The following is a 21,177-nucleotide window of genomic DNA, read 5'->3' as shown; positions in this document are numbered from 1 at the left end:
TTAACTACTCTTTATTACGAAATAACTAAATTGCTATCGCTACCAATACTTGCTTTTTTTCTATTTTTTCCGTCTTTTGAGATACTTTGTTTTATAGTACGAAATGGAAAATGCAACGACTATCACCATGAAGATTTGTGGGAGTAATGTTTCAACAGTTGGATATATTCCAAGCACTTCAATTGAGCGTACAAAATCAACGGGAGTTACATGGATAATATCAGCTTCTTGTAACTCTTTGACACCACCACCGGCAAAAGCAATAGCCATGATATACATTAATATACTCGTGCCAATAAAAAATGGTTTAAGAGGCAGTCTCATTGTTCCAAAACGAATGATAATAAAGATTACGGCTAATACTAGCGTTCCGATTGCTAGCCCATACCAAACCATGTCCATGTGTTCTTTACTTTCACTCAACATAGCTTGATAGAATAAGATTGTTTCTGCACCTTCGCGGAAAACCGCTAAAAAGGCAGCAAATCCTAATGCAATACTACTGCCTGAAGATATAGCACTTTTAACCTTACCTTCTACATAATTTTTCCAAGCTTCTGCTTCAGCTTTTGAAAACATCCAATTACTTATGAAAAATAAGACCACTGTCGCTAATAACATTGCGACACCTTCAATAATCTCTTGATTTGCCCCGCTAAGATTGACAATGGAATTAAGTGCAATTGCAGCAAGGACACTAGCAAAAACGGCGAAAAGTGAACTCATATAGACAACTTTCACCATTTGAATATTTCCTGAACGCACTAAGTAGGCTGAGATAGCAGCTATCACTAATATTGCTTCTAAACCTTCCCGGAAGATAATGATAAATGAAGCTAACAACACACTCCAACCGCTCTCTTTTTTGCCGTCTAATTCGTTAGCATCTTCATGAAGCATTTTCAAAATGACATCGATCTCGGCACGAACAGTTTTATTTGAAGCACCATCTGACATTAAACGCTTAATTTTTGCGAATTGATATTCAGTATCGGTTCCACGCTTACCCGAAATATAAGACATAACTGCGCGTTCAACACCGTGTTTTTCATAAAAACCAAAATAAGCATTATTAACACGTGCTTTAGCCTTTTCAGGATCTTTCATAAAATAGAGATCATAGGCATCATTAAGAATGACATCCATTTCGTCAATAATCGCATTCCATGTTTCATATTTTTTTTCAGCTGCATAAGATGAAGAAACAAAAGCAACTACGCTAACAAAAAATAGCAATGTTAGCGTTAAATATTTTTTCACAGCCATAATCTCTTATTTTCCTAATAACATTAAACCTATTGGTTTATTGTCTGAAGGTAACTGCAATTCTTGACTAATAACGTCTGGTTTGATGGCATGAATATAACGTGCACTTAAATCCAAAGCCGCTGAAGCCAAGTAGACGTTTTGACTCATCGCACCTACAGCAATATTGCCAAAATTATTAGCTTTTTCTTCTTTGATATTATTAAATGCGGCTGAATCAGTAACGAAAATCAGCACATAATTAGCTCGTTTTACAAAATTTTGTAAACCAACATCGGCACGAATATCTTTATTGTTTATTTCTTTTAGATAGTGCCCTTCCCATTCATACAAAAAGGTTCCCTTTTCACTTGCAACATAGATTCTTACATAAGGTTGTTTACCCGTACCCATTGGAACAGTCCATCCTGTTGTTCCTCGATTCAAACCACTTGCAGCCCAAAGCACAGTAGAAAGTTCTTCATCCGAAATTTGTCCATTAGGAAAACCAGGACCAGGTGTTGATGACCGTTTTGTTAAACTTTCAAATAAACTCATGCCATCTTTTGTTTGAGGAGCAGGTAAAGTAATATCGGCATAACATAGAGAGATAGAAAATAATGATGAGAATAAAATGACAACTATTTTTCGCACAATATACTGCATAATTACCTCTGACATTTTTGTAATCTAATGGAGGTGCTATCTTATTGCTAATAATTCCAATTATCAATACAAACTATCATTTTTATCATTAAAGTAATAAGAAAATTAGCGATAATTTTTTAACGTATTGATTTGTAATCACCTATTTTTTAAAAAAACGTTAATACCTTTAATCCGATTAAATTACCTTTACTTAAATTTTTTATAACTAACTTTTATCTTATTGATTACTGAAATGTTATAGACACGTTGTTATCATTAACACAATTTTTAATTCAAAATTAAATGCTTCTTCTCGAAATCTTTGTTTGCAGGATAGGGACATTGATAAAAGTCCTTTTGGAAGGTAGATTTTTATTAGCAAAAGCGTACAAGAATAGAAAAAATTTGCCACAAGTTGAATTTAATTCATTTGCTTCGTAAAATAGCCAAAATTTTATTTTTGGCTGATTATGCAACTTCATTTAGTCGTTAATACATTTGGTTCTGACCTGCAACGCCGTTACGGCGAAAAAATTTATAAACTGACTTTACATGGTGGTTTTAGCTGTCCTAATCGTGACGGAACTATCGGTGTTGGTGGTTGTACCTTTTGTAATGTCGCCTCGATCATTGATGAGTCCATTCAAGTAAAAACGATTTCACAGCAGCTTGCCCAACAAGCGCATCAGATGAAAAAATCCAAGCGCTATCTTGCCTATTTTCAAGCCTATACCAGCACTTATGCCGAAGTTGAAATACTCAAAAATATGTATGAAGAAGCACTCAATAGTGCGGATATTGTCGGTCTTTGTGTCGGTACTCGCCCAGATTGTGTGCCAGATGAAGCGCTGAATTTACTTGCCAGTTATCAGGCAAAAGGCTTCGAAGTTTGGCTTGAGCTTGGCTTACAAACGGCTCACGATAAAACGTTACACAATATTAATCGTGGACATACATTTGATGTCTATCATCAAACGGTGCAAAAGGCTCGTCGTCTTGGTATAAAAGTTTGTACTCACTTAATCATTGGTCTGCCTAAAGAAACCAAGCAGGATAATTTAATGACGCTTGATAAAGTGTTAAATAGTGGTGTAGATGGTTTAAAACTGCATCCGTTACATATCGTAGAAGGCAGTATTATGGCTAAAGTGTGGCGTGCAGGTCGGCTCGACATACTCTCTTTAGAGCAGTATGTCGATATTGCTGGCGATATTATTAGGCAAACACCAGCCCATATTTTGTATCACCGCATCTCTGCCAATGCTCGTAAACCTACCTTACTTGCCCCTGATTGGTGCGAAAATCACTGGCAATCAATGAATTCTGTAGACCACAATTTAAGGCAATTTGGTGCTCAAGGTAGCGCGATTAATGACACATATCATTGTAAACAATCTAAAGATTCAATTGACAATTTAGGCAGTTAGCGGTTTAATTCCTAACAAAGATTTTAAAAAAACAACATAATTTAAGGATTCTATTTTTTAAGGATGAAAACATCAAGAGTTAACATTGCATCTAAAAGATTTGCAAGCGTTGTTAAAGTTAATATTCTTCCATTTATATACTGTATTTTTTTATTTTTTTTAATAAAGATTTTTTCAGCAGATAAATATGAATGGTTGGTCGATTCAGGCGTGTTCAATAATCTATGTCAATTACCAGTAGGTGGACGATTAACAACTGAACCCATCATTGTTTTAATTCCCTGCTTTCTTATTTTATTTTTACTCAAAAATAAAATGATCCGATACACATATATGTTAATTGTGCTTATCTATCTTTTGTGGTCTTTTTATTTGCGTTTCAATTGGTGCTAAAGGTAAAATTAAAAAGTCTGTTTAGATAATTTGTTTTTAACAGCCCCATTAAGGTTTAATTTTGCTAATAAAGCTTTGGAGTACAATTTTGTGAAAATTAGATCCTTTATGCTATTAAAAAGGATCTAAAACGGCATTAAGAATCAATATCAACGTTGATAGAATTGCCCACAACAATGCATGTTAACGTATTAGTATGAATTAAAATAAAAAGTGTAAAGATCGTTAGATTGTGGAACCGAAATAAAGAATAACCAAAGCGAAATTACCGATTTAAAATCATTTAACATCGCTTTGGTTCATTAAGATTTAGGGGGATTTTCAATAAAAATGATTCAAATCTAAACTTTTGAATGATTGTCTAAACGTTCATTTATATCGCTGACAATTTTAGATAATGTTTCACGCTCTAAAAGAGAAATATCAATTTCACACTCTTTGTTATCATACTTAATGCATAATGTTTCATTAACACTACAAAATAATACTAATAATCCTAATGGCAGTAGTAAAATAGATAGAATGATTTGCCCAATATCCCCAAAATGTGAAAACAAATCGATAATTTCTTTTATTCCTAAACAGACTATTATTGCGCCGATCAATCCGCCTTTAAGATTATATGTACGAGTAATGGAAAGAGAATGAATACTTTTTATTGGAATTTCTCTTTTTTTACCGGCAAGATTGGATAAAGGATTCTTGCTAAAAGAATTAGTTAATTCATCAATGTTGACAACATCATCATTAATTTCAATTTTAGTTTTCTGCCAAGGCGTTAGCAGTGATTGTTTGAATTGATGTACGACCATTTTTTTCCTTGTTATAATTTTTAGATAAAAATAAAGAGTTAACTTTATGGGCGCAGAATATTATCATTTAAAAATCATTCAAACAATAAAATTCATCATATTTTTAAATTAAAAGCGCAAGCAAAAAACGACCTATTTTTTCGCTAAAAACTAACGATAAAATCTATTTTTTGTACCTTGTCTAGCAACAAGTATATAATATGCCTTTCACACTTGAGGCAATGTGCATGCAACTCGCTTTTTGTATCTATAAATATTTTCCTTTTGGTGGTCTGCAACGTGATTTTTTGCAGATTGCTAATACTTGCTTAGCTCGTGGACATAAAGTTCGTGTCTATGTGATGGACTGGCAAGGCGATAAACCTGTCAATTTTGATATCATCTTAGTACCCAAAAAAGGGCTTTCAAACCATCATCGAAACCAAAATTATTATTATTGGGTAAAAACACATTTACAAACGCATCCTGCTGATTGTGTTGTTGGTTTTAATAAAATGCCTAATTTGGATGTCTATTTTGCAGGCGATACTTGTTTTGCAGAAAAAGTGTCACATAAGGGCTTTTTTTATCAATTATTACCACGCTGTAAGCATTACTTGGCATTTGAAGATGCGGTATTTAATCCACATCACCACACACAAATAATGGCTCTTACTAAACAGCAAATACATGACTTTGAAAAGTATTATTACACCCAACCTTCACGTTTTTCATTACTACCACCTGGTATTGCACAAAATCGTCAATATAATTCTGATTCACCAATAAAACGTCAACTATTAAGACAAACCAATCAGATAAATCAGGATGATTTTGTCATAGTACAAATTGGTTCAGACTTTAAACGTAAAGGGGTTGACCGTACATTATATGCGATTGCTGCATTGCCTGAAGACTTAAAACAAAAATTGGTTTACTTAGTTGTAGGACAAGACAAAGCTGATGATTATCAAAAATTAGCTAAACAGCTTGGTATTTTACCGCGAGTTCGCTTTTTTTCGGGTCGTGATGATATTCCTGATTTTCTATTTTCAGCCGATTTACTGCTGCATCCGGCAAGACAAGAAGCCGCAGGTATGGTATTAGTTGAAGCATTAGCAGCAGGTGTACCGGTCATTGTATCTGGCATTTCAGGTTATGCCTATCATATCCACGATGCTAATGCTGGCGTTGTACTTAACGAACCGTTTGTTCAATCTGAACTCAATCAAGCCGTCTATCATGCCATCACGGATAAACAACAATTGTTAACTTGGCATAATAATGCCATCCACTATGGCGAAACAGCGGATTTATATCATTTGGCTGAACGTGCCACAGACATTATTTTAGGTTGTAGACATTATGAATGAAATCAAACTTAAATCACCGTTCGATCAGATATGGAAAAATAAAGATCCGTTTACTGAAGTTGAATTGATTTCGGGCACTATCTATCGAGCAGTTAATCAACGAAAAACATTAAATTTTGAACAAGATGGACAATCATATTTTATTAAAATTCATCGTGGTACAACAATAAAAGAGATCTTAAAAAATCTGTTATCATTCAGATTGCCCGTTTTAGATGCCAAACAAGAATGGGATGCAATACATCGTTTAGAGCAAGTGGGTGTCAATACGATGGATGGACGCGCTTTTGGGCGTAAAGGTTTCAATCCTCTTACCCGTCACTCCTTTATTATTACCCATGATCTTAATCCTGCTATTAGTTTAGAAGATTTCACACAATCATGGGCGACAACACCGCCTAGTTATCACTTAAAGCGTTCATTAATTATTTATCTGGCAAAAATGATCGCCAATATGCATGCAGCAGGTGTTAATCATCGTGATTGTTATCTGTGCCATTTTTTACTTGATTTACCACTGTTTGAAAATCATCAACAACTAAAATTGTCGGTTATTGACTTACATCGAGCACAAATTCGTCAGCAAGTACCCACTCGCTGGCGTGATAAGGATCTGATTGGACTCTATTTTTCATCCCGCAATATTGGCTTAACAACGCGAGATATTTGGCTATTTTTAAAAGTTTATTTTAATAAGCCGTTAAAAACAATTTTACGAGATGAACACAAGTTGATTAGTCACACTCAACAAAAAGCAGAAAGAATTCGTAAACGTACGGAAAAATATCATCTTTAGCAATAAGGAGATACTATGTTTATTGAACAAATCGATATTGAAGGATTTCAAGGAATAAGCCGATTATCATTAAAATTAAATTCACAAGCCAGTGTTCTGATTGGTGAAAACCGTTGGGGACGTTCAAGCTTAATCCGTGCACTAACCCTTTTATCACTGGATAAAAAATTTTATCAATTTGTTGATTCCGATTTTTATCACGATAAACATGAAAATTATGGCAATAAAATTAGTATTACTGCAACTTATTGCGAATCTTATGAAAATGAGCTGAATAACCAAAGTCATCAACCTTTACAAGCTGTTGCTTATCAAATAGAACAAGATAATTTTAGACGAATTACTTATCAACTCACGGCTAATAAACACAATACAAATATTATTAGCCAACATAATTTAGTTGATTATCACAACAAGCGCTATACGCTTTCCGATCCAGATTCATTCATTGCAACCCTTATTGAACTTAATCCAGTAGTCGCCCTTAAAAATGCAACGAATACGCCTAACCTACCTGTCACCAATCAACCTTTATCAGAATATTTTATAGATCAACTTTCTAAACAGTTACACGAACACTCAGCACAGTTAAGTCAAGTTGAATTGCAACAAGGCTTAAAAGCTGGACGTGCTTTATTAGAATACTATTTTGGCAATCCTGAACAACGTTATCAAAATGTCGCAAAGAAAAATAGCCCTCGTAGTGAAGATTGGAATTCACTTGAACGCATTAATAATATTTTAGATGAGCTTGATAATCGCTATTTACGGACAGCTTTGTTAGATATTTTCGGCTCTATTATGATTGCCAAAAGTGATAATCCTTTAACGCAAAACGCAGTACCAATTTTAATTTTAGAAGAGCCAGAAAGCCAACTTCATCCAATTATTTTATCAATTGGTTTCCGATTACTAAAAAATCTACCTACACAAAAAATCATCACCTCCAATTCAAGTGATCTCGTTTCTCTCTTTCCATTAGAAAATATTTATCGGTTGATTCGTCTACCTGATCAGATAGTGACAAAATATATTGCACCAAATTCATTGAGTGTTGATGATAACCGTCGAATCTTATTTCATGTTCTCTATCGACGGGCAAGTGCTATCTTTGCACGTTGCTGGCTATTAGTGGAGGGTGAAACGGAAGTCTGGTTACTACGAGAACTCGCAGAACAAAGCGGATATCATCTTAGTTCTGAAGGCGTGCAGTTACTGGAATTTGCTCAATGTGGTTTAAAACCATTAATTAAGTATGCCAATAAAATGGGGATTCACTGGTATGTCATTACCGACGGCGATATGGCAGGTAAAAAATATGCTGAAACGTTAAAATCTTTGTGTCCTTCGGATAAAGACCCGAATGAGTATTTAACTATTTTGCCCGCTCGAGACATCGAGAATTTTCTTTTTAAAAATGGTTTTAGCCATGTGTATAAATTAGCGGCCTATCATACTGTTGAATATATTGATTTGCCCGTCCATAAAATTATTCAAAAAGCGATCCATAATAGCTCAAAACCTGATTTAGCGATTGCAGTTTGTGATGATGCAAAATCAAGAGGAGTAAAATCGATTCCTCCTCTTTTAATTGACGCTTTTTCGAAAATAATTAAAGCCTCAAATAAGCTCGATCCAACATTATAGCCAGTTAAGTCCCTGTCATATTCCGCCGTAGTTATCGGCGGAAGTCGATACAACCTATTTTGCTATACGTTTGTATTTGGCACGTTTCGGCTCTAAGGCTTCTGCCCCTAAAGTCCGTTTTTTCCACTCTTCATATTCGGTAAAGTTACCTTCAAAGAACTCCACATGCCCTTCATCTTGGTAGTCTAAAATATGGGTTGCAATACGATCTAAGAACCAACGGTCATGCGAAATAACTAATGCACAGCCCGGAAACTCTAATAACGCATTTTCCAGTGCTCGCAGTGTTTCGACATCTAAGTCATTGGTTGGCTCATCGAGTAATAGTACATTACCACCAACTTGTAATAACTTAGCTAAATGCACCCGACCACGTTCACCACCAGACAACTCACCCACTCTTTTTTGCTGATCAACGCCTTTAAAATTAAAGCGACCAACATAGGCACGGCTTGGAATTTCGAAGTTACCAATACGCATAATATCTTGCCCATTTGAAATTTCATCCCAAACAGTCTTATTATCATCCATACTGTCACGGAATTGATCGACAGAGGCAAGTTGTACGGTATCACCTAATGTGATAGTTCCTGAATCTGGTTGTTCTTTACCCGATAGCATTCTAAATAGCGTCGATTTACCCGCACCATTCGGACCAATGATCCCAACAATCGCCCCTTTAGGAATACTAAATGACAGATTATCGATTAATACTCGATCACCATAGGATTTAGTTAAGTTTTGCACTTCGATAACTTTATCACCTAAACGTTGCCCAGGCGGAATAAAGAGTTCATTAGTTTCATTACGTTTTTGGTAATCGTTGCTATTAAGCTCTTCAAAACGGGCTAGACGGGCTTTGCTTTTTGCTTGGCGACCTTTTGGATTTTGGCGTACCCATTCAAGCTCTTTTTCAATCGATTTACGGCGAGCAGATTCGGTTGCCGCTTCTTGCGCTAATCGCTGATCTTTCTGTTCAAGCCAAGATGAGTAATTACCTTCCCATGGAATACCTTCGCCTCGGTCTAGCTCTAAAATCCAACCAGCAACATTGTCTAAGAAGTAACGGTCATGGGTTACAGCGACTACAGTGCCTTCATAGTCATGTAAAAAGCGTTCTAACCATGCCACAGATTCAGCATCTAAATGGTTAGTCGGTTCGTCAATTAATAACATGTCCGGTTTTTCCAGCAATAACTGGCAAATAGCAACACGGCGACGCTCACCACCCGATAAATTTTCGATTTTTGCATCCCAATCAGGCAGGCGTAGCGCATCGGCAGCTCGTTCTAATTGATTATCCAGATTATGCGCATCTTGCGATTGAATAATTGCTTCAAGTTCAGCTTGTTCTTTGGCTAATTTGTCAAAATCAGCATCTGGATCAGCATAAGCCGCATAAACTTCATCTAAACGAGCCAATGCTTTTTTGGCATCACCAACAGCTTGTTCAATTGCTTCACGTACAGTTTGCTTAGGATCAAGTTTAGGTTCTTGCGGTAAATAACCTATTTTTATGTCCGGCTGTGGACGAGCTTCACCTTCAATTTCGGTATCCACTCCTGCCATAATTCGTAGTAATGTCGATTTACCTGCCCCATTTAAGCCAAGAACACCAATTTTGGCACCAGGAAAAAAACTTAAAGAGATATCTTTTAAAATATAACGTTTAGGAGGAACAATCTTCCCAACACGATTCATGGTATAAACATATTGCGCCATAAAACATCATCCGTTTGTTAAATTAATCATAGCCAAGTTAATTTTACTTGCTATAAAAGTCATGCCGTATATTGTAACGATTCTGTCAATGGGGTCTAGGGTTATTTGTCGAATTGATTAGATTTATTCAGTCTCTTTTATGTTTAACATGCAATATAATTGGTTTTATATATAATTAATAACCTATTAAATTGACAGTATGAGTGATAAAGACCATTTTAGGAGCAAGAATGAGTAACATCACCGTTAATTGCCATATTGATCGACAATATATTGTCGATAATTATTACGCGCTACTATATTGTTTGGATGATGTGTTTACACAAAAATTAGATGATTCAATTGCTGATAATATGCGTAATTTTACCTTCACCTTCGATAATGAAAAAATAGTGAAGCTAAATAACGATAAAAACGAAGTCTGTACTTTCTATTACTCTGATCTATATCAAATAAAAGAAACCACAACTGGGTTATTTTTTTTTTATAATAAGATAATTTTTGAATTTGTTCGTTATGATCTGTTTCAACAGGATGAGTTACTGCTGCTAAAAGATTATCTGGCTCCTTATTTAAGCAAAAACCAACAACCCGAAATAGCAACGGTAAATTATCGATTTGACTATCAACAAGTATATGCGTTTATTTGTTATCAATATCGAAATTTAAGAAAAATGATGTTTATTACATCTACTATTCTTTTCTTGATGAGTTTGTTGGTATTTGCAAAAAATCCTCCTTTATCAGCACTAATTTTCATACTGTCTATTTTATTACTTACCATATTTTTGGTTAATTTTAAACAACAATCAAAAAAGCAGGTTATAACATTGAATGAACGCTTTGGCAGTATGACCTGTATCTTTTATAATGATCATCTAATAACCAGTAGCGAAAAAAGAGTAGAAAATTATTTTAATATTAACTATGCTGAATTTTTCAAAATCGAGAAAACACCAAAAGGTTATGTGTTTCTTATACAGAAACATATGGGTTATTTCTTTTTTTATGAAGAGTTTACTTTAGAACAACAACAAGCGCTGGAAGAGAATCTGAAACACTATAGCAATTATTCAGAGAAGTAATATCATACCCTTTTTACTCATCCCACCTAATACGAGGTGGGATGTTAATCAGATTATAAGAAGGTGAAGATTTGATCTTTCGGCAGACGTGATTTAGGACGATGCGCATTACCATCATCTTGAGCACGATAACCTAACGTTGCAACCACAATGCTTTTCAATCCTTTGCTTTTAAGATCTAAAATTTCATCCATTTTAGCAGAATCGTAACCCTCTATTGCGGTAGAATCAACACCAATTGCCGCAGCGGCAAAAAGCAATTGCCCTAACGCAATATAGGCTTGTTTACCTTCCCAACACTGTTGCGATTCAGGTGTCTTGCTGTTTAAATTTACAAAATAACGTCGACCCTGATCTTGAGACGCCTTTAATTCCGCCGAAGGCAAACGTCCGTCTTTCTCTTCTTGATTAAGGAGATTGACTAAATGGGCTTCATCCAACGGGGTTTTAATGCAAAAAACAATAGTATGTGATGAGCCGGTGACACGCGGTTGATTAAAATCAGCTATTGCTGGCAAAATTTTATTTTTAGTGGCTTCGTTATCAATAACATAAAAATGCCACGGTTGAGAGTTAACCGAAGATGGACTGTTTCTTAATACTGTTAAAAGTTGTTCAATCACCTCAGCCGGAATTTTTTTAGTTGGATCATAATGTTTTGTGGTATAACGTTTTTCTGAAATTTCAACTATGTTCATTTTAATGTCCTTAATTAATGATTTAAATAATTAATACCATAAGAAATAGTATAACCAGAATGATAAGACGCTCAATATATTATTTTGATAGGACGAACTTTGAAAATTAGTCGAGAATAATAGTTAGAATAAGGCATAGACAATTTTAGTTTAGAATATTTTTTATTCATTGACAAATAATCGTTGACACATTCATCAGCATTTGATAAAAATAACACCAATTTATTTTGTATAACTGTTGAATTTAGAGATTTTTATGTTTATTAACTTTTTAACTCACAACCTCAGCCTCCTCCTCGCATTGTCTTGCGCGGATAGCTTGTGTTTGGAGTAAAAGTTTTAAATATAAAATACTCGACAAATTAACAAGAACCCGCGCTAAAGTGCGGGTTTTTTGTTTTATAACGCTAAACACCGAGATAGCGCTAAATAAGAAAAGGAAAAAACAATGAGCAACCAAGTCATTATTTTTGATACAACATTACGTGATGGCGAACAGGCATTACAAGCAAGTCTAAGTGTAAAAGAAAAATTGCAAATTGCATTAGCTTTAGAACGAATGCGAGTTGATGTTATGGAGGTTGGTTTTCCTGTTTCATCTCCCGGTGATTTTGAATCGGTACAAACCATTGCAAAAACCATTAAAGATAGCCGGGTTTGTGCGCTATCACGCTGTATTGATAAGGATATTGATGTTGCAGCTGAAGCATTGAAAGTTGCGGATCAGTTTCGCATTCATACGTTTATGGCAACATCGACGTTACATGTACAAGATAAATTAAAAATGACATTTGATGATGTCGTTGACAGGGCTGTGCACTGCATTAAGCGTGCACGTAATTATACTAATGATGTGGAGTTTTCTTGTGAAGATGCAGGTCGTACCCCAATTGATAACTTATGTCGGATCGTTGAAGCGGCAATTAAAGCCGGGGCAACGACGATCAATATCCCAGATACTGTCGGTTATACTGTTCCTTATCAATTTGGTGGCATTATTCGTACCTTATTTGAACGTGTCCCGAACATTGATAAAGCGATTATCTCTGTTCATTGTCATGATGACTTGGGTATGTCGGTGGCTAACTCGATTAGCGCGATTCAAGAAGGTGCTCGGCAAATTGAAGGGGCGATGAATGGTTTAGGTGAACGAGCAGGAAACACCGCTTTGGAAGAAGTGATTATGGCGATCAAAGTTCGTCAAAATATCCTAAATGTTCATACTAATATCAATCATCAAGAAATTTATCGTACCAGTCAAATTGTCAGTCAAATTACCAATATGCCAATACCGGCGAATAAAGCCGTTATTGGCAGTAATGCTTTTGCGCACTCATCCGGTATTCATCAAGATGGTATTCTAAAAAACCGAGAAACCTACGAAATCATGACCCCAGAATCAATTGGGTTAAACCAAATTCAATTGAATCTTACTTCACGTTCAGGGCGTGCAGCGGTTAAGCATCGCTTAGAAGAATTAGGCTACCATGATACAGACTATAATTTAGATCAAGTTTATGAAGCTTTTCTTGAATTGGCAGACAAAAAAGGACAAGTTTTTGATTATGATCTTGAAGCATTAATATTTATTAACCAATTAAAAGATGAACAAGATCATTACAAATTAGATTATTTTAATGTTCAATCAGGTTCCACGGTCGTTTCGACCGCATCAGTGAGCTTAATTATTGGTGACCAAAAATTCTCTGATGCAGCAACTGGCAATGGCCCGGTCGATGCCGTTTATCAAGCAATAAATCGTATTACTGGCGAACCTATTTCAATTGTTAAATATCAATTGGCATCAAAAGGTCAAGGCGAAAATGCGCTAGGTCAGGTTGATATTGTTGCTGAATATAAAGGTCGAAAATTTCACGGCGTTGGGCTAGCTACCGATATTGTGCATTCGTCAGCTTTAGCATTGATAAATGTCTTGAATAATGTTTATCGAGCAAACCAAGTTGCCGAGGAAAAACAAAAATTACATCATGCGTAATAACGAATCTCATTTTGTTTATTGTGAACAAAATAACCAATTTAAATTAGATTGTTAAGGAATAAGAACATGTCACAAAATTACCATATTGCAGTATTACCCGGGGATGGAATTGGGCCAGAAGTGATGAAACAAGCCTACAAAGTGCTTAATATTATCCGTCAAAAATATCAACTTTCTATTACGACTAGTGAATATGATGTTGGTGGTGCAGCGATTGATATTCATGGATGTCCACTACCTAATGACACGCTGGAAGGTTGTGAAAAAGCCGATGCCATTTTGTTTGGTTCTGTTGGTGGCCCTAAATGGACACATTTACCGCCAGATCAACAACCAGAACGTGGTGCATTATTACCGCTACGAAAACATTTTAAATTATTTGCTAATATGCGCCCAGCAAGTCTTTATCAAGGTTTAGAAGAACTTTGTCCTTTACGTGAAGACATTGCAAAACGTGGCTTTGATATTTTATGTATGCGTGAATTAACTGGCGGTATCTATTTTGGTTTACCAAAAGGACGTGAAGGCACAGGTGCACAAGAAAAGGCTTATGATACCGAAGTTTATCATCGATTTGAAATTGAACGTATCGCAAAAATGGCTTTTGAAGCAGCTAAAATTCGACGTAAAAAAGTCACCTCGGTAGATAAAGCTAACGTTTTGCAAACATCAATATTATGGCGAGAAGTTGTCACAGAAATCGCTAAAGGTTATCCCGATGTCACGCTTGAACATATGTATATTGATAATGCCACTATGCAACTGGTGAAAGACCCTTCACAATTTGATGTGATTTTATGTTCAAACCTATTTGGCGACATTTTATCGGATGAATGTGCCATGATAACCGGTTCAATGGGAATGCTACCTTCTGCAAGTCTAAATGAGCAAGGTTTTGGATTATATGAACCCGCAGGCGGTAGTGCACCCGATATAGCAGGAAAAAATATTGCCAATCCAGCCGCCCAAATACTTTCTTTAGCATTATTAGTCCGTTATAGCTTAAAACGTGATGATATTGCTAAAGCAATCGAAAATGCAGTTAATCGAGCGCTGGAACAAGGCATCAGAACAATTGATTTAGCTCGAGGTGGTCAGTATGTTTCAACCGATGAAATGGGCGATGCTATCTGCCATTTTATCTAACAACATTTAATATGCTTAAGTTGAAAAAATTCGGTTAATCTTCAGGATAACAATAAAGGAATAAAGCAATGTCAACAACTCCAAAAACATTGTATCAAAAATTATATGATGCGCATGTTGTATATGAAGCGCCAAATGAAACACCTATTTTATATATCGACCGTCACTTAGTTCATGAAGTGACCTCACCTCAAGCTTTTGATGGTTTACGGGCGATGAATCGAAAAGTGAGACAACCCCATAAAACCTTTGCAACCATGGATCATAATACCTCAACCAAAAGTAATGATTTAAATGCATGTAGCGAAATGGCACAAATTCAATTAACCGAACTTGCAAAAAATGCTGAAGAATTTGGCGTTTCACTTTACGGGCTACACAGCCCATTACGAGGTATCGTCCATGTTGTCGGCCCAGAACAAGGGATGACATTACCCGGTATGACAATAGTTTGTGGGGATTCACATACCGCAACACATGGCGCTTTTGGCGCACTCGCTTTTGGTATCGGCACATCAGAAGTTGAACATGTTTTAGCAACGCAAACCTTAAAACAAGGTCGTGCTAAGACCATGAAAATTGAAGTGAAAGGTCAGGTTGCCGACGGCATTACCGCTAAAGACATTATTTTAGCCATTATCGGTAAAACAACCAGTGCTGGGGGCACAGGGCATGTCGTTGAGTTTTGCGGTGACGCCATTAAAGCCTTATCAATGGAAGGCCGTATGACACTATGTAATATGGCAATTGAAATGGGAGCTAAGGCTGGTCTGGTAGCACCGGATGAAGTCACCTTTGCATACTTAAAAGGTCGCCAATTTTCACCAAAAGGGGAAGATTTTGACAAAGCGGTAGATTATTGGAAAACCTTAAAAACCGATGACGGTGCACATTTTGATCGTGTTGTTACTCTTGAAGCCAAAGATATTGCCCCACAAGTCACATGGGGAACTAATCCCGGACAGGTCACATCAATTGATGCCACCGTGCCAAATCCAAATGATTTTGCCGATCCCATCGAAAAACAGTCTGCTCAGCGTGCATTAACCTATATGGGATTAACCGCAGGAACAAAAATGAGTGATATCAAGATTAATAAAGTCTTTATTGGATCCTGTACTAATTCTCGAATTGAAGATCTCCGTGCTGCTGCAAAAATTGCTCAAGGACGTAAAGTCGCTAACGGCGTGCAAGCTTTAGTGGTGCCTGGTTCTGGGCCTGTGAAGCAACAAGCTGAAGCCGAAGGTTTAGATAAGATCTTTATCGATGCGGGTTTTGAGTGGCGTCTACCTGGGTGTTCAATGTGTTTAGCCATGAATGATGATAAATTAGCACCGGGGGATCGCTGTGCATCGACCAGTAATCGTAATTTTGAAGGGCGACAAGGTCGAGACGCCAGAACGCATTTAGTCAGTCCTGCTATGGCAGCCGCAGCAGCAATCACTGGCTATTTTACAGATATTCGCAAACCATTTTAAGGAGACGGTCATGGCAAAATTTACAACACACACAGGACTAGTCGTTCCTTTAGATGCGGCTAATGTTGATACCGATGCGATTATTCCAAAACAGTTTTTACAAAAAGTAACTCGTACTGGATTTGGTAAACATGCTTTTCATGAATGGCGTTTTTTAGATGATATTGGCGAACAACCTAATCCTGATTTCGTTTTAAATAAACCTCGTTATAAAGGCGCCAGTATTTTATTAACACGTGAAAATTTTGGCTGCGGTTCATCCCGTGAGCATGCACCATGGGCATTAGCAGATTATGGGTTTAAAACGATTATCGGTTCGAGTTTTGCCGATATTTTTTATAACAACTCGTTTAACAATCAACTATTGTTAGTGAATCTGTCAGAAGAAGACATTGATGAACTTTTCAAAATTGTTGAAGCCAATGAAGGAATCGAATTTACTATCGATCTGGTTAACGAAGTCGTGATTGCAGGCGATAAGCAATATCCTTTTAAAATTGATGCTTTTAAACGCCATTGTTTATTAAATGGATTAGATAATATTGGTTTAACGCTACAACATGAAGATGCAATCAGTGCATTTGAACATAAAATCCCTTCTTTTTTAGCATAAACTCTTAATGAAGATATCATCGCTTATTACTATTTAAGCGATGGTATATCACCTTTTTTTAAAATAAGTTACCCAAGAACATTTCACTTAGATGACCAATATAATATATACTTCCGCAACTTATTTTTACATCAGAAAATTATGACTATAAATTGTTCATAAGGAATAAAAAGTAACAAAGAATACGACAATAAATCATCAAGATGAGTGAATTCAATTAAACAATCTAGCGATCATTTTCAATGGTTGATAGATTGTGCTTCATCACCAGTCAGTAAAGTTATCACCCATAAATGATGATTGAATAAAATTAACGGTATAACTAAAGTTGTTTGCGTTGATTTGACGGTGGAATAGATAACGCTTCTCGATATTTGGCGACGGTACGGCGTGCAATAATAATACCCTGATCTTCAAATATTGAGACTAACTTACTATCACTTAACGGTTTTTTTCGGTCTTCTGCTGAAATATATTTTTTGATTAAAGCTCGAATTGCAGTAGATGAGGCTTCACCACCAGATTCCGTATTAACATGGCTGGAGAAAAAGAACTTGAGTTCAAATATTCCCCTCGGACATTGCAAATATTTTTGCGATGTTACTCTCGAAACAGTGGATTCATGCATATCAATTGCCGTGGCAACATCAGATAAAATCAACGGTTTCATCTGCTCTGTTCCATGCTCAAAAAAAGCTTGTTGATGTTCAACAATAAATTGACTCACTTTGAATAAAGTTTCATTGCGACTTTCAATACTTTTTATAAACCAATTCGCTTCTTGCAAATTTGCACGAATATATTGACTATCGCTATCATTAGCCGATTTTGCCATTTTCGCATAGTGTTGATTAATGCGTAGGTTGGGTATGGTATCAGTATTCAACTCAACCTGCCATTTACCCGCCACTTTTTTAACTAGTACATCGGGAACAACATAATCAGGTTGCGTCGTATTCAGCAGGTCACCAGGATAAGGATGTAAATGCTTGATAAATTCAATCGATGCTTTAAGTTGTTCCTCACTCACATTGAGTAATTTTTTCAATGTTCGATAATCACGGCTTGCCAATAATTCCAAATGATTATCAATTATCTGTTTAACTAATTTTGGGGCATCTAAATATTGAATTTGAATTGACAGACACTCTTGTAGCGTTCTGGCTCCCACGCCAATTGGGTCAAAATGCCAAATCCGCTTTAAAACAGCCTCAATTTCATCAAGCTCTATTTCAGCATTACCTTGCGCTTCAAGCAGTTCTTGAGTTGTCGCCGTTAAATAACCGCGATCATCAATGGCTTGAATGATTGAAATTGCAATGGCGCGATCAGTCTCGCTAAAAGGGGTAAGATCAAGTTGCCATTTCAAATAATCGTATAGCGTTTCATGAGTTTCACCCTGATAGATAGGTAATTCATCGTTACAATAATCCGAATAAGTACCAGACGGCGTCCCAGCTGAATAAATATCATCTAAGGATGCATCTAATGGTATATCCTCAGGTATTTCTGGGCTATCTAATGCGTCACGGGTATCTAAATTTTCAGTCACCGCACTTTCGTCAACGTTAATTTCGTCATAGTGTTCAGCAATTTCTAATAAAGGATTATTTTCAAGTGCGGTTTGAATTTCTTGTTGTAATTCCAAAGTTGACAACTGAAGTAATCGAATAGCAAGTTGTAATTGTGGCGTCATCGATAATTGTTGGGATACTTTCAGCTGAAAACTAGGTTTTATCATAGTCTAAATTCATTTCCTAAGTAAACGCGTTTGACATATTCGTTACTTAAGATACTACTTGGTGTTCCATCGGCAATCAAATGACCTTTATTGACGATATAAGCTCTTTCGCAGACATCTAAAGTTTCACGTACATTGTGATCAGTGATTAAAACACCAAGTCCACGATCACGTAGATGTTTTATTATATTTTTAATATCAATTACTGAAATCGGGTCAACGCCAGCAAAAGGTTCATCCAACAAAATAAATTTTGGATTAGCCGCTAAAGCTCTGGCAATTTCAACTCGTCGCCGTTCACCACCCGATAAAGATTGACCAATACTATCCCGAATATGCGTAATATGAAATTCTTCAAGCAGTTCTTCTGCTCTTTCTAATTTTTCATTTTTATCTATGTCTCGGCGAGTTTCTAAAATCGACATGATATTATCAATAACAGATAGTTTTCTAAAAATTGAGGCTTCTTGAGGTAAGTAACCTATTCCTTTTTGAGCACGTTCATGTAATGGTAAAATACTAATATCATCGTCATCCAGATAGATTTTACCCGCATCTAACGCCACTATACCAACGACCATATAAAATGTGGTTGTTTTACCTGCGCCATTAGGCCCTAGCAATCCGACTATTTCGCCCGAATTGACTGTTAAGCTCACATCTTCCACAACGCGCCGTTTTTTATAAACTTTGGCTAAATTTTCTGCCTTTAATATTGACATTTTATTTATTCATCTCTTTTACTTGATTAGGTAAGATAGTGCTCTTAACTCGTGCGTTATTATTTGAATGTGCAGTAATGTATTGTTTTTTGACATCATAAGTAATGAGTTCACTGCTAACATGATTATCTTGTTGATACATGTGGGCATTACCTTGCAATGTTACCTTATTGTCTTTAACACTGTAGATTACTTGTGAAGCGTGACCTGTTACAATTTTATTTTTTTCAGGTAAGATTTGCTTAAACTTTACTGGTTTGCCATAAGCAGTGATTTTTTGTTTTGATGAATCTTGCATATCTGTAATAACAACTTTATCTGCAATAATAGTTAATTCATCTTGAACAATATTCACATTACCACTAAAAGTAATGGTATTTTTTTCAATATCAATTTGTTGATTATCGGCATCAATAGCAATCGGTTTATTGTTAATTGTTGTTTTTGGCGTTTGTTCTTGATTTTCATTTGAAATTTGAATATTGGATTGATCCGCAAAACAACAAAATGACACAGATAATAGTAAAAATAATGGAAGAATAACTTTTTTTTGCGAACTCATTTTTTATTTTGCCTCAGTATTATAATACGTTTTTATATTTTCAAGGATATTAGCCGTTTTGGCTTGTAAATCACCATCTAACCCAATGCCTGTTGAGTAAAATCCAATGCCTTTGAGTATTACAGGGTCTTTAGATGTGACATGTTGTGTATTTAAATCAACCACCGCTTTATCCGTTTTTACTTGTTGCAATTGAGCATCTGGCACAAGATTATCTAACTGAACATCCTGATAAAGATAAATCAATTTATCATCAGTCAAGGTTGCTTTTTTTGCTTTAATATGCCAAGTGGCAACATGATCGGCATCATAAAGGGTAAAATTAGGTAAATCAAATTCGGTATTATCCGTATCATCAAAATAACGGACATGTGCTGATTCAATTTTATAAATAATTTCTCCTGACAAATCATAAATTTTAGTTATCATTTCATCACTTTGATAAATAGGCGTATTAGATAAATCTGTAACAGGTTGAGTGACAACATCATTATCTTTCTGATAATTATAGTAAACGCCAATCACAATAATGAGAAGTAAAATACAGATTAAGTTTTTTTTATTCATAACAGAAGTCAATTACGCTCATAAAGTTATTCACAAGTTAGGAAAAAATATTATTTAATTAAGCCAGAAATTTAAGATATTTTACTGCATTTTTCATTAAATTAATATCTGACATTAAAAGAAGTTAAATTTTCTTGGAGTGGTAATTCACTAATATTAATTTGGGTAATGCGAGCAGATCGCGGTCCACCATGCTCTAACCACAGTATTAGCTGTGAAATCTGTTGATTATTACCTTGTGCAATTATTTCAACGGCACCATTTTCTAAATTCTTAACATAACCCACTAAGCCTATTTTTACTGCTTGTTGATAAGTAAAAAAACGAAAACCGACACCTTGCACCGAACCACTTACTATAATTTTAATTAGTCTTATCATGTCACAACCTTATACGACTATTTTCTTAGTCCATAATAATGAAGTTATATTGATATTTGAATCAATATATTCATATTTTATATATTTTACTTTTATTGATAAAAAGCTATGATGAATAAAAAAACAAAATCTAAATACTCAAAT

General features: G+C 35.6%; 20 protein-coding genes. 10 read left to right on the top strand and 10 right to left on the bottom strand.

Going from position 1 to position 21,177, the window contains the following annotated elements; genetic code table 11:
• Nucleotides 1-60: 60 nt before the first annotated feature.
• The gene (locus ACGH46_RS02060; RefSeq protein ID WP_411598934.1) at nt 61-1,266 is read right to left on the bottom strand and encodes an FTR1 family protein; all 1,206 of its coding nucleotides are present in this window, start codon (nt 1,264-1,266) and stop codon (nt 61-63) included.
• Between the two features lie 6 nt (nt 1,267-1,272).
• Nucleotides 1,273-1,911 carry a nitroreductase family protein gene (locus ACGH46_RS02055; protein WP_065559077.1) on the bottom strand — a complete coding sequence of 213 codons (639 nt, stop codon included), beginning with the start codon at nt 1,909-1,911 and terminating at the stop codon, nt 1,273-1,275.
• A gap of 452 nt (nt 1,912-2,363) precedes the next feature.
• Here ACGH46_RS02055 and ACGH46_RS02050 point away from each other — a divergent pair, with 452 nt between their 5' ends.
• Both ACGH46_RS02050 and ACGH46_RS02045 read left to right on the top strand, forming a co-directional pair.
• Nucleotides 2,364-3,320, top strand: a complete 957-nt coding sequence (locus tag ACGH46_RS02050) for a TIGR01212 family radical SAM protein (RefSeq protein WP_411596943.1) — start codon at nt 2,364-2,366, stop codon at nt 3,318-3,320.
• Between the two features lie 63 nt (nt 3,321-3,383).
• Complete coding sequence (locus ACGH46_RS02045) at nt 3,384-3,713, top strand: DUF2645 family protein (RefSeq protein ID WP_411596944.1); 330 nt, start codon at nt 3,384-3,386, stop codon at nt 3,711-3,713.
• A gap of 341 nt (nt 3,714-4,054) precedes the next feature.
• Here ACGH46_RS02045 and ACGH46_RS02040 read toward each other — a convergent pair whose 3' ends face one another.
• Nucleotides 4,055-4,525, bottom strand: a complete 471-nt coding sequence (locus ACGH46_RS02040) for a hypothetical protein (protein ID WP_267351697.1) — start codon at nt 4,523-4,525, stop codon at nt 4,055-4,057.
• A 227-nt stretch (nt 4,526-4,752) separates the two neighbouring features.
• On the opposite strand from ACGH46_RS02040, the gene ACGH46_RS02035 reads away from it, so the two are divergent.
• Genes ACGH46_RS02035 through ACGH46_RS02025 form a run of 3 tightly spaced genes read left to right on the top strand, consistent with a single transcriptional unit; the run spans nt 4,753 to nt 8,320 of the window.
• Nucleotides 4,753-5,877 carry a glycosyltransferase family 4 protein gene (locus ACGH46_RS02035; RefSeq protein ID WP_411603841.1) on the top strand — a complete coding sequence of 375 codons (1,125 nt, stop codon included), beginning with the start codon at nt 4,753-4,755 and terminating at the stop codon, nt 5,875-5,877.
• Entirely contained in the window at nt 5,870-6,673 is an 804-nt protein-coding gene (gene rfaP / locus ACGH46_RS02030) for a lipopolysaccharide core heptose(I) kinase RfaP (RefSeq protein ID WP_411603839.1), read from the top strand. Before ACGH46_RS02035 ends, rfaP begins: the two co-directional genes overlap by 8 nt.
• 15 nt (nt 6,674-6,688) lie before the next feature.
• Nucleotides 6,689-8,320, top strand: coding sequence for a DUF2813 domain-containing protein (locus ACGH46_RS02025; RefSeq protein ID WP_411603836.1), 1,632 nt, complete (start codon nt 6,689-6,691; stop codon nt 8,318-8,320).
• A gap of 54 nt (nt 8,321-8,374) precedes the next feature.
• Here the strand turns inward: ACGH46_RS02025 and ettA are convergent, their stop codons facing one another.
• Nucleotides 8,375-10,042 (bottom strand): energy-dependent translational throttle protein EttA, encoded by a 1,668-nt coding sequence (gene ettA / locus ACGH46_RS02020; protein ID WP_267351704.1) that lies wholly within the window; start codon nt 10,040-10,042, stop codon nt 8,375-8,377.
• A 230-nt stretch (nt 10,043-10,272) separates the two neighbouring features.
• On the opposite strand from ettA, the gene ACGH46_RS02015 reads away from it, so the two are divergent.
• The gene (locus ACGH46_RS02015) at nt 10,273-11,127 is read left to right on the top strand and encodes a hypothetical protein (RefSeq protein WP_411603834.1); all 855 of its coding nucleotides are present in this window, start codon (nt 10,273-10,275) and stop codon (nt 11,125-11,127) included.
• A gap of 53 nt (nt 11,128-11,180) precedes the next feature.
• Here the strand turns inward: ACGH46_RS02015 and nfsB are convergent, their stop codons facing one another.
• On the bottom strand, nt 11,181-11,825 hold the full coding sequence (gene nfsB / locus ACGH46_RS02010; RefSeq protein WP_411603833.1) for an oxygen-insensitive NAD(P)H nitroreductase: 645 nt from the start codon (nt 11,823-11,825) through the stop codon (nt 11,181-11,183).
• 448 nt (nt 11,826-12,273) lie between these two features.
• Between nfsB and leuA the strand changes: the two genes are divergently transcribed.
• The 4 genes from leuA to leuD all read left to right on the top strand — a co-directional run bounded on the left by leuA (nt 12,274) and on the right by leuD (nt 17,061).
• Nucleotides 12,274-13,821, top strand: a complete 1,548-nt coding sequence (gene leuA, locus ACGH46_RS02005) for a 2-isopropylmalate synthase (RefSeq protein WP_220215692.1) — start codon at nt 12,274-12,276, stop codon at nt 13,819-13,821.
• Between the two features lie 69 nt (nt 13,822-13,890).
• The gene (gene leuB, locus ACGH46_RS02000) at nt 13,891-14,970 is read left to right on the top strand and encodes a 3-isopropylmalate dehydrogenase (RefSeq protein ID WP_220215693.1); all 1,080 of its coding nucleotides are present in this window, start codon (nt 13,891-13,893) and stop codon (nt 14,968-14,970) included.
• Nucleotides 14,971-15,038: 68 nt separating this feature from the next.
• A complete protein-coding gene (gene leuC / locus ACGH46_RS01995; RefSeq protein ID WP_411603830.1) occupies nt 15,039-16,448 on the top strand; it encodes a 3-isopropylmalate dehydratase large subunit in 1,410 nt (469 codons plus the stop codon).
• A gap of 10 nt (nt 16,449-16,458) precedes the next feature.
• Nucleotides 16,459-17,061 carry a 3-isopropylmalate dehydratase small subunit gene (gene leuD, locus ACGH46_RS01990; RefSeq protein ID WP_267351714.1) on the top strand — a complete coding sequence of 201 codons (603 nt, stop codon included), beginning with the start codon at nt 16,459-16,461 and terminating at the stop codon, nt 17,059-17,061.
• Nucleotides 17,062-17,383: 322 nt separating this feature from the next.
• On the opposite strand, the gene ACGH46_RS01985 is transcribed toward leuD, so the two are convergent.
• The 5 genes from ACGH46_RS01985 to yccX all read right to left on the bottom strand — a co-directional run bounded on the left by ACGH46_RS01985 (nt 17,384) and on the right by yccX (nt 21,033).
• Nucleotides 17,384-18,799, bottom strand: a complete 1,416-nt coding sequence (locus ACGH46_RS01985; RefSeq protein ID WP_411596973.1) for an RNA polymerase factor sigma-54 — start codon at nt 18,797-18,799, stop codon at nt 17,384-17,386.
• Entirely contained in the window at nt 18,799-19,524 is a 726-nt protein-coding gene (gene lptB / locus ACGH46_RS01980; protein WP_065559064.1) for an LPS export ABC transporter ATP-binding protein, read from the bottom strand. Before lptB ends, ACGH46_RS01985 begins: the two co-directional genes overlap by 1 nt.
• A 1-nt stretch (nt 19,525) precedes the next feature.
• The gene (lptA, locus tag ACGH46_RS01975) at nt 19,526-20,086 is read right to left on the bottom strand and encodes a lipopolysaccharide transport periplasmic protein LptA (protein WP_065559063.1); all 561 of its coding nucleotides are present in this window, start codon (nt 20,084-20,086) and stop codon (nt 19,526-19,528) included.
• A 3-nt stretch (nt 20,087-20,089) separates the two neighbouring features.
• Nucleotides 20,090-20,653, bottom strand: a complete 564-nt coding sequence (gene lptC / locus ACGH46_RS01970; protein WP_267359066.1) for an LPS export ABC transporter periplasmic protein LptC — start codon at nt 20,651-20,653, stop codon at nt 20,090-20,092.
• 101 nt (nt 20,654-20,754) lie between these two features.
• Nucleotides 20,755-21,033, bottom strand: a complete 279-nt coding sequence (gene yccX / locus ACGH46_RS01965; protein ID WP_411603827.1) for an acylphosphatase — start codon at nt 21,031-21,033, stop codon at nt 20,755-20,757.
• Between the last annotated feature and the right edge of the window lie 144 nt (nt 21,034-21,177).

It is taken from the genome of Gilliamella sp. CG22, assembly GCF_046635725.1.
In the GTDB taxonomy this organism is placed as follows: Bacteria; Pseudomonadota; Gammaproteobacteria; order Enterobacterales; family Orbaceae; genus Gilliamella; species Gilliamella apicola_I.
Note: the sequence above shows the minus strand (reverse complement) of the source record. Positions and strands in the feature narration are given on the sequence as shown.